The 12,879-nt window shown below is 48.3% G+C and carries 2 protein-coding genes; both read right to left on the bottom strand.

Going from position 1 to position 12,879, the window contains the following annotated elements; all coding sequences use genetic code 11:
• Position 1: 1 nt before the first annotated feature.
• Positions 2–1,774, bottom strand: a complete 1,773-nt coding sequence (locus KIH87_RS12155) for an aspartate aminotransferase family protein (protein ID WP_232358133.1) — start codon at positions 1,772–1,774, stop codon at positions 2–4.
• 12 nt (positions 1,775–1,786) lie between these two features.
• A complete protein-coding gene (locus tag KIH87_RS12160; RefSeq protein ID WP_232358134.1) occupies positions 1,787–12,523 on the bottom strand; it encodes an SDR family NAD(P)-dependent oxidoreductase in 10,737 nt (3,578 codons plus the stop codon).
• Positions 12,524–12,879 lie beyond the last annotated feature (356 nt).

Genomic DNA, 12,879 nt, shown 5'->3' on the forward strand with positions numbered 1-12,879 from the left:
CTTAGTTTCCTCCAGCTGTTGCGTTACGCAAGTCAGACAAAATCAGGTTTTTAAGTGCTTCAAGTTGATCATTACCCGCGCTGACAGCAGGAACCGCAGCTGTCGCAGGTTTAGGCGCGCCGGCCTTCTTGATGGCACGTTGAGCTTTTTGCTCAGCGGCTTTCTTGGCAGCTTCAATTTCTGCCGGATCCGGTTCAACGTAGAAACCTTTTTCGATCAAGGTGTTAATGCTCTTCTTAACGGCTTCGATAATCTGTCTGATATGCTCAGGCGTATGTTCGGTATTCAGGAAGAAGTTTCCAGATACACTGGTTTCAACGCCATTCATACGCAATAAGAAGATGAATAGTTCTTTAACCACACCATTTGGATCGTCAGTACCACGGAATTTGAACAGTGAACTGAAGTAGTCAACGGTAAATGGCACACGCTTTTCGCGGCAGAATGCATTGATTTCTTCTGCCATGTCTTTGGTGGTTTTGTTCAACTTGTTATAGAAGTTATCAGGCTTCTTACAATCCAAATCGTCACCACAGCGGGCTTTGATTTCTTCCAAAACAGCTTTACACGCAGCTAACTTAAGCGGGTTACGGGTATGAGTACCCGCTACCAGTGTACGCTTCAGTTTTGGCATGGAATCATCGTCGAAGCGCCATGTGCCGCCGTCAACGTAATCCATATATTTCGCCATACCCGCAATCATACCGGTTGGCATACCGCCACCAGGTACTTTACCGTAAGTCGCCATATCAGATTTGATACCGTAGAACCCTTGCGCACCACGAGGGCCAACACGGAAACCGGTGATCATTTCGTCGAAGATTAAGCAAATGTCTTTTTCCAGCGTCAGCTTACGTAGTTCTTTCAGGAACTCTTTAGGCTGTCTTAATGGATGGCGAGACTGAATCGGTTCAACCAATACGCAGGCAATTTCGTCAGCGTGTTCAGCAATGGTCTCCAACCCTTCCATTGCGCCGTATTCGAGCACAATGATTTGGTCTGCATATTCTTGCAACATGCCCAAGCCCATCGCCATGCTGTTGCCTTCAGGATCACGAGCCGCTAGAACCGTGTCAGACAAACCGTGGTATGAACCGTCAAAAATAACCAGTTTATTACGGCCTGTAGCAGCACGCGCAATACGCACCGCCCACATTACCGCCTCAGTACCAGACTGAGTAAACATCACGCGTTCTGATTGCGTCAGCTCAGTGAACAATTGTGCAGCAACAAACAACTCTTCGGTATAACCGACCAGAGGGAAGCCTTTGCTGGCGCGATCAACGATAGCCTTTTTGATGCGCTCTGGTTGATGGCCGAACAGGTTAACCCCGTTGTCGCCCGTTACGTCTACATATCGATTGCCGTCAATGTCATACAGGTAAGCGCCTTCACCACGATCATAAGTAATATGGTATTGCAGGTTCTTAAGGCCGCGTTTCAGGTTGGCAGTTTTACGTTGATCCACAAAATATTCCTGGTGAATCAGGGCATTTTGCTTGGACTTGGGCGCAAACTTTTCAAACATAGCGCAAAGTTCATCAACGTATTTTTGCTGATCTTCACTCAGACCACGCTCACTAACAGGCTTCAGAAGAGGCTTGTCGTCTGCGGGCGCAGCATTTTTGCCTTTATCTGACAAATTGAATTTAAGTTTCGAGATTAGAATATTCTTTTCATAATCAGACAGACTATCGAAGCTTTTCAAGGCTTCACTCTTGTCGATGTCATTAGAAAGAATTTTTTCAGCGATGCTATCAATTGTGACTGACATATTCTTCGGCCTCTAGTAGAGATTTTCTAGTAACTTTTCAAATGCTTTCTTAGCGTCTTCTTCTGTGGCGTCTGCGTTCTGAGCACTACCACCTGCCAATTCATCCAACAATGATTCAAAATCATTGAGCAAGGCAGCATGTTGACCACCAAAGCCTTCATTGTTGTAAGCAAGTGATTTCAGGGATACGCACAGATTGCCTTCACTATCCAGCAAATCGATATCCAGTTTCAGGGTACGATTACCCGGGTTGCTACCACGAGCGAATCGGATCCAGGCATACATTTCAGTGGTACAAGCCGAAACGATGCTGATACTTTCCAAACCAAATGGCGTGACCGGAATTCCATGCGGATAATCCAGGTTGGTCACAAAGCCCGTCGCGGCCTGTACAGCACCTTCCAGCATGGCTGGAGTTAGCACAAATTGCTCCGCGTCAGACTTGGCAGCTTCTGGCAGGCTCAAACGAACCAGTTGTTGCTCAGAGCCCAGCCACACATCAGCGACAGATTTCTGCGCATCACCATAGGTCATACCCATAGTTTCAAGTGCTGTATACAAGGCATCTCGACTGATGCTGCCTTTGTCCATTTGTGATTTCAGATGCGCAATATCCATTGCGTTTGAAGATACGTCGTAGCCTTCTGCTACTGCACCCTGAACGTAAACGATGTCTTGTTCATTGCCGTCATCGTCTTTCTCGGTGCTGTAAATTTCAAACTCGATTTGCTCATCGTCATTTTCAAACAATGCAATGCTGTAAGCCTTGCCTTCTGCAACTTCCATCGGTTGCAACCAATCCAAATCGTACAATTCGATTTCGCTGTTAAGGTCGCCGTTGGTTGCCTGTGAAGCCGCAGCACGGATCATTTCAAGAGAAGCCGCAGCAGACAGAACCTTGCTGGTCTTATCCGCTTCTGGCGTTAATTTCTCTTGCGTCAGGAAGCCCTCTTTACCTGCGAAGGTAGAGCTAAAGCTGATTTGTCCCAAGGTAGAAGTATTTTGATGTACCAACGGATGCAGTACCGCAACACCACCTTTACTCGCTTCATCTTTACCAGCGTGGAACCAGTAACGTTCTTGAGCGAATGGATAGGTCGGAGCGCTCATACGTTTTGGTAACACATTGGTGTACAGCTTGCTCCAGTTCATCTCCATGCCTTTACTCCAGGCATCAAGAATAGGTGCGTATAACTTGTCATTCACCCAGCTGTCGATTAAGGCATTACGTGACTTGGCTGAATCGGCACCATAGCTGCCAAAGTCTTCCTTATTGCCTTTCACGAAACCTGTGTACATGTCTGCCACATTGGTTTCTTGATTCAGGAAGGCATTCAGTTTTTCAACCAGTTCTTCCTGAGAGTTAAACATGATGCCCAAACGATGTTCCATCACGTCACGACCCACTTGCATGGTATAGGTGAAGTCCGCCATGTTCGGGTTGTACTTCTCAACATAACGCAGCACTTTTTCTGCATAGGCTTTCAAACGGTCTGCGCGTTTGGCTGACAAGACGAACACAAACGGGCCTTCTTGTGGTGTTTCACCACGAGCTGGAATGTATTCCTGCAACACAACGTGCGCGTTCGCACCACCAAATCCAAAGGAGCTAACACCACAAACACGCGGTACTTCATTGCCCTTATCATCTTTTGGCGCTTCCCAATCTTTGGTGTGCTCAACGATGTAAAGCGGGCTGCCTTGCAAGCTGATGTACGGGTTTAATTCTTCAAAGTGAACCAAGGCCGGAATTTGCTTGTTTCGGATCGCCATCAGGGATTTTAGCACCCCGGCGATACCCGCCGCCGTTTCCAAGTGACCAATGTTGGTCTTGGCAGAGGTTAAACCACAGTGCAGTTCTGAAGGAGTTCCCAGGCCATGCGCTTTGTATAGCTCAGCGAAGGTTTTCTTCAGTGCCTGAATTTCAATCGGATCACCCAGGCTGGTTCCCGTACCGTGACACTCAATAAAGCCGATATGACGTGGGTCAATTTCACCTTTGGTGTAAGCCTGAATCAACAAGTCAGCCTGAGCTGTCGGGTTTGGCGCAGTCAATGCCGCGGCCTTACCGCCGTGGTTTTCAGCTGTTGCTTTAATCACCGCGTAAATGTGGTTGTTATCGGCTTCTGCCATATCCAGCGGTTTAATCAGGATAGCGCCAGCACCTTCACCACGCACGTAACCGTCAGCGCGAGCATCGAAGGTCTTACACTTGCCATCGTCTGCCAACATCCCGGCAATACCGAAAGAGATATAAGCCGCAGGCGACAACATCACCTGAGCACCACCGACAATCGCCATTTCACAGCTGCCCGTGTGAATAGACTCAAGGGCACGATGAATCGCAATCAACGAGCTTGAACACGCTGTATCAAGCGGCGCGCTCGGGCCAGAAATGTTCAACAGGAACGACACGCGGTTCGCTAAAATAGAGTGCGAATTACCTGATGCAGTATAACCATCCAGTTCAACGCCACTGCCGTTCATCACGTCAATGTAGTCGTTTGTTGCAACACCTACGAACAGGCCAGTGTTAGTGCCTGCCAAATCAGAGATTCGATGACCCGCATCTTCAATAGCGCTCCACACAGCTTCAAGGAATAAACGCTGTTGTGGATCCATCATTTCGGCTTCACGTGGTGAAATACCGAAGAACAATGGGTCGAACTTGTCGACTTCACGCATGAAGCCACCCCACTTGGAGTTAGACACGTTCTTCTCTTTTAATGGATCGCCGTAGTAGTCTTCCCAATCCCAGCGGTCGCGAGGAATAACCGTACACATGTTGACTTCGTCGCGCAGGTTTTCCCAGAATTCTTCCATATCGTCAGACATTGGCATCTTACCGCCAATACCCACAACCGCCACAGGGCGCTCTACAAAGCGGCGTTCAGGGTTAAATGAACCGCCCTGAGCTGGCGCGCCAGCCACCACTTCTTGCTTGCCAGCATTCGGTTTCCAGCCCTTACCAAAGGACACAGGGCCGCTTGCTGCTGCCTGAGGTGCGGCATCGGCTGCAGGCGCAGAGCCCGCCGCAGGTGCAGAACCGCCACCGCTGACATTATGGAAACCGCGCACGGCATCAGGATGCTCTGTGCCGATATGGTTGGAGACTTCTCTTAACGTTGGATATTCAAAGAAGGTAACCGGCGTGATATCCAGGTTGTAACGCTCGTTGATCATGTTGGCGAAGGTGGTCAGGCCGATAGAATCAAAGCCCATATCCAACAAGATGGTGTCGTATGAGATGTCACTGGCATCCAGTTTCAGGAAGTCCTGTACGACCTGGCTCAGCTCATCACGCACCAGCATGACCAAATCGTCATCGTCCTCAGAACCTGCACCGCCGCCAGCGGCTGCACCAGCATCACCTGCTGCGGCCTGAGCAACAACAGGCTCTTCTTTCTTACGTAAGCCCCATGCGGTTTCAATCTTCTCTTGAATACCTTCCAGTACCGCCAACTGAACAGAAGGCGCATTCAAACCGGTAATAAAGGATTCAATACCCACTTCCTTGGCAAGTGGTTTGATACCCAGGTTCTTACGGAACATGGTCTCTGTGGCTTCGTCCAGCTGCATACCGCCGTCTTTCCACAATGACCAGTTAATACTTAATGAACGACCTGAACGTTCACCCTTTTCAACCTGTAATTCACGACGAGCCGCAAAGGTGTCCATGAAGTGGTTAGCAAAAGAGTAATCACACTGCCCCATGTTACCGCCCGTAGCAGCAAGGGATGAGAACAGAACGAAGAAATCCAGGTTGTCGTCTTTGGTTAGTTCGTCAAGATAGATAGTCCCGTTTAGCTTAGGTGCAAATACCTGCTGCATGTCACGAATAGTCTTGTTCTTGATGAATGAATCTCGAATAACACCGGCACTGTGGACGATACCGTTGATTTGACCAAATTCAGCTTTGGTCTTCTCAATCAGCATTTTCACATCGTCAAGTTTGGACACGTCTGCTGGCATATAAAGCACTTCGGCGCCCATTTCTTTTAGCGCATCAATTTGCGCTAAACGGTCACCGGAAAGCTCGGAACGACCAGTCAATACCAAACGCGCCTGACATTGTTTCGCCATGGCTTCAGCGAAAATCAGACCCAAACCACCGGCACCACCAGTGATGATGTACACGCCTTTATGCTTCAAGCCTGGGCTGTTATTGCCGGCAACGGCGGCGTCAAGATCGTAGATTTTCAGTTTTCTGACTAATCGTTTGCCTTTACCAGAAACCAGGCCGTCGTACTTAACGGTTAACGCCTCAGCACTGCTTGGGTGGAACTCACCTAACACAGCATCCAGTACGTCATCCTGCTTCGGCTTGCTTTGCTTGATTTCCAATGTTTTGGCAATCAGCTTTTTGTGCTCTAACTGCAAGGTACGGGCGAAACCATTAAACGCTTCGTTTTGCGGTTGTGGCATGCCATTTTCGTTGATGTACAAGTAGACGAACTGCACATTGCCGTCCATCTTCTTCTCGATAATGGCTTGAGCAAAATAGAAGAAGGAGTAAACGCCTTCGTCCATTGACGCAGCAATCAAGTCACCGTCTTTAACGAAATCCGCATGCGGCCATGCATACACCACCTTGCCGAAGCTAAGGTGATTTTCAACGATGGCATCCACCAGTTTGGTGAAATCTTCCGCATTGGTCGGGTTAACCTTGTAAACGTCATCGCCTAAATCTTCAAACTTCTCGCCCGGCTGAACCAGGATTACAGGCTGAGAACCTTCACCAGCTTTCGCCAAGCGATCCTGATACAACTTGCGTAGCTTGTCGTCATGGTCAAATAGAACAATTGAACCCACATCTGCGGCTTTACCTGCGGCTGGATCCAGCGGAATCTCATCCCAACCATTGGCGTAGTAAAGCTTCTCGAATTCGGCATCGGCATCGGCTTTGGCTGCATTGGCAGAGCCCGGCGCACTGGATTCATCTTCGTGAACGCTACGTAGCGGAATACCCACCGACTCTTTGATCTTGACCAAGATCTTGCCTGTCTCGTCCACGATCATAACGTTGGTTTTGGAGACCGCAGAAGGGCCACCGCCTTTCTTGGTATCTTTTACTTCAGTTACATAGCTGTAGCAGTTCTCGACCAGAGGGTGCAGCACTTCCACTTCACCGATGGTGAAAGGTACGAACATCTCGTCCACTTTCTCACCGATTTGAGCACCCATACCCGCCTGCAATGAACCGTCAACCAACGACGGATGCAGAATAATGTCTTTAAAATCGTGCAAGCGGAAATCAGGCAGTTTCAAACGACCCAACGTTTCTTCGTCGTTTTTGAAGACTTCCTGCAAGGTTTGGAAACTTGGCCCCAAGCCTAATCCCAGATTGTGGAATAACGGGTACGCGTCCTTACCATCAATCACATGGCGAACACGGCCTTTAATAGCTTCCAGGTCGATGTATTCATCTTCCGCTTGCAACTCAGCATCGTTGGCATAAGCCAATTTACCCTGAGAGTGAAGCTGCTTGCTGCCATCTTCATTAATACTGAAAACTTCAAATGAAACTTGCTCACCCGATGGTATCAACTCAACGTTAACATCCAGCGGCACACCATTTTCTACCGCAATTGGGCTTACCCACAGGATGTTACGGATTTTCTGAACCTTGTGTTTGGCAGCCAATTCACCGGATTTACGTACCAGTTCAAGGTACGCCACACCCGGCAAGGTGGGGATGTCGGATACCAAGTGGTCGTAAATAACGAAGTCTTTCTCGGAAAACTGTTTGGTGAAGATTTGACGATCGAAGGTTGAATCGTTGGCATCAACCATTGGGTGTAAGGCAGCTTTGCCGCCAGCAACCAGTTCACCCGCTGTAGAATCACACGCCCATAGACGCTTGTCGGCAAACGGATAGGTTGGCAAAGAAACTCGATGACCGGCGTCATGAGACTGGAAGCCTTGCCAATCGGTGAGCAAACCTTCAATCCACAACTGCGCCAATTTGCTTGGGTCACGACGTTGTGCCAGCAAGTTAATGAATTCTTGCTTTTCTCTGCGGTTCAACAGTTTGGTGATACCTTCCGCACCTTTCACGGTTCCGGTCAGGATCTGGTTGTTGCTTTGTCCATCCAGGAAGCTGGTGAGTTTTTCCAGCAAATCACGCTTGCTGTTAACAATGAAGGCAACACGATTATCAAAAGACTTTCTACCTACTTGCAAGGTGTAGGCAATATTGCCAAAGGATTCTTGCTCTTCAACCGGTAAGGCGATGTCTTTTTGCAAGTAAGTACGTAAACGCTCTGCCATCTCACGTAATTGTTCGTCATTACGTGCAGACAAAGGAATAACCTGCTTGCCTTTGGGTTCTTCTACTTTTGGATATTCAAATTGCTCAAGGATAACGTGGGCATTGGCACCACCCGCACCAAATGAGCTGATACCCGCACGGCGAGGATACACCACGCCATCAATTTCTTTCTTCTTCCACTCTTCCACTTCCTGCTCTACGTAGAAAGGGGAATGGTCGAAATCGATAAATTCGTTCAGCTTTTTGGAATGCAATGAAGGGGCGATCTTGCGATGACGCATTTGCAGCAAGACTTTGCTGATACTGACCACACCCGCAGCCGCTTCCAAATGGCCGATGTTACTTTTCACAGAACCGATAGGCACAGATTTGAATGGCACATTGTAATTTTCAAAGGCACTGTTCAAACCGTTAATTTCAATCGGGTCACCCAGTTCAGTACCTGTACCATGCGCTTCGATATAGCCGATAGTACGAGCATCAACGCCACCGCGACGTAGCGCTTCAGAAATCAATTCACCCTGAACTTGTGGGCTAGGTACTGTGTAACCGCTGGTGCGACCACCGTGGTTCACCGTTACGGCTTTAATCACACCGTGAATGTTGTCGCGGTCAGAAATGGCTTTAGCCAACGGCTTGATAAACAAGGCGCCAACACCTTCACTGGCAACATAGCCATTAGCGTTATCACCAAAGCTACGACATACGCCATCTTCAGACAATGCGCCGCCCGCTTTGTTGATATCCCACTTGGTTTGGTGAATATCCAGGTTCACACCACCGACAATAGCGCTGGAGCAATCGCCCTGATAAATGGCTTCACACGCCAGATACAGTGCAGTCAAACTGGAAGAACAAGCGGTATCCAGGGTTAAACTTGGCCCAGATAAGTTCATCCAGTAGGAAACGCGGTTAGCGATACTCCACAAGAAAGAGTTCGGGCTAACGTTGTTGCCTGTCATCTTCTCTTCTGCGCCCAGAATCTGGTACATGGCCCACACCGCGCCCACAAACACACCGACATTGCGTGTGCCTTCTTCCTGGGCAAACAACTCTGGATAATAACCAGCATCTTCAATGGCTTCATAGGCGGTTTCAAGGAACAAGCGCTCTTGTGGATCTAGCCATTCCGCTTCACGCGGTGAAATGTTGAAGAACAATGGATCGAACTTGTCGATATCAGCAATGAAACCACCGCGATAACGCTTGGTAAATTGTGTTTGACGACGCATGGCAACGCGGTGCTCTGGAATTTCTTCCACGCAGTCACGGGCATCCATCAGGTTTTGCCACAACTCTTCCACGTTCTTGGCTTTCGGATAACGCCCCGCCATACCCACGATAGCGATATCGAAGCGGGAGAAGGTCTTGCCACTGTGCTCATCTTTAGTAATCAATTCTTGCACCGGCGCGGCTTGCGCTGGCGCAGCCGTTACAGGAACAGCCGCTGATGCCGCTGTGACAGGCGCTTGAACTGGTGCAGCAGGTGCTGCTGTTTGAACAGGAGCGGCAACTGGGGCTGGCGCAGCTTGTTGAACTGGTGCAGTTTGAACCGGCGCAGCAGCTTGTATAGGAGCGGCTTGAATAGGAGCAGCTCCCGTCGCATTATGATACGCCACCAACTCATAGTTAGAGTGAATATCACCCACACCCGAAGCGCCACCTTCCAATACAATTTCAGGAATGTTCTGCTTGCTGGCGAACAAGTTGGTTAACTGAACGATAAGCGCGTCGGCTTGTTCACGTTTGAATCCAACCGGAATAGCCAGGCGAACCAAATCGTTAATCGCTGTGTTTTTCTGCATACCCACGCTATGCGCACCACCGCGCACACCAGTATTCAAATACAACCAGGCAACAAAGGACGGAACGGGTTGCGCAAAGCCAGAAAACTCAGGTACTTGCTTAACATCGAACAGAATGCAATGACCACCTGCCGGGCTAACAACCGGTAAACCTTGCTGTTGCAACGACGTCCACACATGCTGAACCACTTCTTTACGACGCAGAACCTGAGTCTCGATTTGCTTCTTGTTCTGAAGCGCCAAGCCAATCAGCTTCTTATCCATAGCATCAAGGCCACTGCCCTCTTCATTCAATAACACTTGAATGCGTTCATGCAGCGCAGCATCGTTAGTAGCTACCATGCCACCTTTGCTAACACAGAAGTCTTTTGCCAGGCTCACTACCAAGGCATCAGCTTCAGCTAAAATTTCTTTGGCCACAGACCAGATATCAGCACCTGTACGTGCCGGATCATGCTCAAGCACGAACTGAGCGTTTTCCAGAATGCGCGTACCGTCCATCACTAACGGAATGGAATGCGCGGCTAATACCGCTTTCACATCTTTAATGTGCTGTAAGGAAACCGGACAACCGCCCGCAGCGTTATCGCTGGTTTCAATACAAACCATAGCAATGGCTTGCGGGTTTTGAGCGATTTCAGCTTTTAACGCTTCCAGATCCAGATTGCCCTTGAACAATTCGGCTGAGTTCAATTGGAACAAGGCTGGGCTAGGCACTTCTTTGGGTGAAAAGCCTTTGTCTATTTGATGGAAAATGCAGGTTGGGAACATGATATTTTCAAGTACCACACCTTTGCTTTCCCAAGCTTTATAAAAGAAATGCTCGGCTGTACGACCTGATGACGTCAAAGAGAAATGCTTGAATGGGAAGATGTCTTGCAATACCGCGTCGATATTCACAGGTTGTTGCAAGTTCTTGCGTAATTGCCCCATGTGCTTGTCGATAGCAGGCATTTCCAATTGCGCCCAGGAATCGGTTTTCAAATCGAAATCTACATCCGAAGCAGCCAGATTCATTGGGTTGAAGCCATGCTGTGCCAATACACCGGCTCTTGGTGCATCGGTGGTCATGGATTTTTGGCCGGTTGCAGCAGTCGCGGTAGTGACAGTCGCGGCAGCGGCTGTTGCTGTTGTTGCAGCTTGACCAGATCCCTGATAATCCGCTTTATACTGCTCAAGATCGTCTTGAGTCTGCATCTTGGAAGGGTCGGCAATCAACATAATGATGTCGATAATGTTATCGGCGTCACTCTTGCCTTTAGCGCGGCAAATATGAATGGTTTTGTTTTCCGGACGGAATTTGTTCTTGAACTGCAAGTTACCGGCGTCGTTGAAAATGTCCTGCTCACGCAAGGTATCCAGCGCTTTATCCAGTTCAGGATCGGCGTTCTCGGAAGGAGCGATTTTAGGCCCGAACGTCGCGCCCATGCTGAACATGTTGCTGCCTTCTTCACGCAAGATTTGGATCATCTCAACAATGGCATATTCCAAACCACCTAAAGGCATGTCGGCAGGATAGAACTCCAAATCCATCAAATAGCCTTTATCTTTATCAGCCATTTGCGTGATGATGATGACGTTTTGCAGCACGTTATCGACATAAGTCAGGAAGATACGGTGTTCATGACTGAAAGTCCCCGCCAGAATCTGCTCACGCGCAATATACACAAGCGGGTTAACCATTGAGCGTGCATCACACCATTTATCGATAACATCACAAATGTTTTGGTCGACCGCTTTGTCAGTACCACATTTGTATTCCACAGTGCGGCAATCGCCGGCTTTTTGAAATTTGGACACCTGATAGCGCAAGCGACGCATGGCTTTGCCGTCTAACGTGAAGTCTTTGGTGTTCATAACACGTTGTACAGCGCCAAATGGTGTTGCGGTGAATTCAATACCCTTCACATTGGAAATAGGCATGTCAGCCAGAATGCTTAATTCAAGGCCATACTTTTCGCAGTGGTCGTAAATCTCTTTACTGATGTCTTCAAAGTAAGCTTCATCACCCGTGTAACCATAAGCAAGAAGGACTTTCTTACAACGCGTGTAGTTGAAATAGCCTTTACGCTCTTTACCGATAAACAGGTATGGCGCGATGTTCTTGGTGCCACGCGATACTGACGACTCGTTCTTAAAGTTGTCGTATAAACCTTGCACCAGATCTTTCAACTCAGGATCTTTTTGTGCGTCTTCCCACAAAATCAAGATAGGCTGAGGAGTTACTATTGCAACAGGAGCAGGTGCTGTTTGAACGGGAGTGGCTTGAACAGGGGCTGGGGCTGGTGCAACAGCTTGAGGAACGGGTGTTGCTTGAGGTGCTGGTGCTGGAGTAGGCGCGACAGCTTGAGGAGCTGGAGGTACGTCAGATGAAGACCCGGCTTCATCACCCAGTTCATTCGCAAACATAGTGAGAAGCGTTGCTTCATGCTTCTTCATAAAATAATGAGCAAGATCGTTAATGTTGAAATTCTCGAATAACAGCGTTTTAGGCAAATTGCCAAAATCTGCTTCGAGCATCTTTACAATCTTCAACACATAAAAGGAATCAATCCCCAATTCACCAAACGGGGCAAAAGAGTCAAAATCTGTATCTGAAGAGTTGGATGCTTCTGAAATTAGAGCCTTAAGATAATTCTCTGTTAACTCGAGTAATAGTTCGTTATCAATCATTTTGCCTCTCTTGCCTTTGAGAATGAGTTGAACTTGAATCGATCAATTTTGATTTACTGAAACGCTAAGCTTGCGAATCAATAACAACGCGCAAACAGCGGTCTCACGTATGAGAGCGCCTACATAGGTAGAGCGAAACAGCGGACAATTCGTCAGTCGGGTGCCAAATGTTCAAATGAGACATCCGTGAACGGAAACCCCTTTTCTGAACCAGGCTGAAACGGCTCCGTTTGTTTTCACTATTCACAGGCCTATATGCATAAGGCGATATGAACAACCAACACAAACGAACCCAAAGATACGAGCCATTCCCTTATCAGGTTCGGCTTGTATACAGAAATACGGATTTAATACAT

Source organism: Paraneptunicella aestuarii (assembly GCF_019900845.1).
GTDB lineage: Bacteria > Pseudomonadota > Gammaproteobacteria > Enterobacterales > Alteromonadaceae > Paraneptunicella > Paraneptunicella aestuarii.

What these genes read in the sequence shown, in the direction of transcription:
- KIH87_RS12155 (WP_232358133.1), bottom strand. Translation starts at nt 1,774, where the DNA reads ATGTCAGTCACAATTGATAGCATCGCTGAAAAAATTCTTTCTAATGAC.
- KIH87_RS12160 (WP_232358134.1), bottom strand. Translation starts at nt 12,523, where the DNA reads ATGATTGATAACGAACTATTACTCGAGTTAACAGAGAATTATCTTAAG.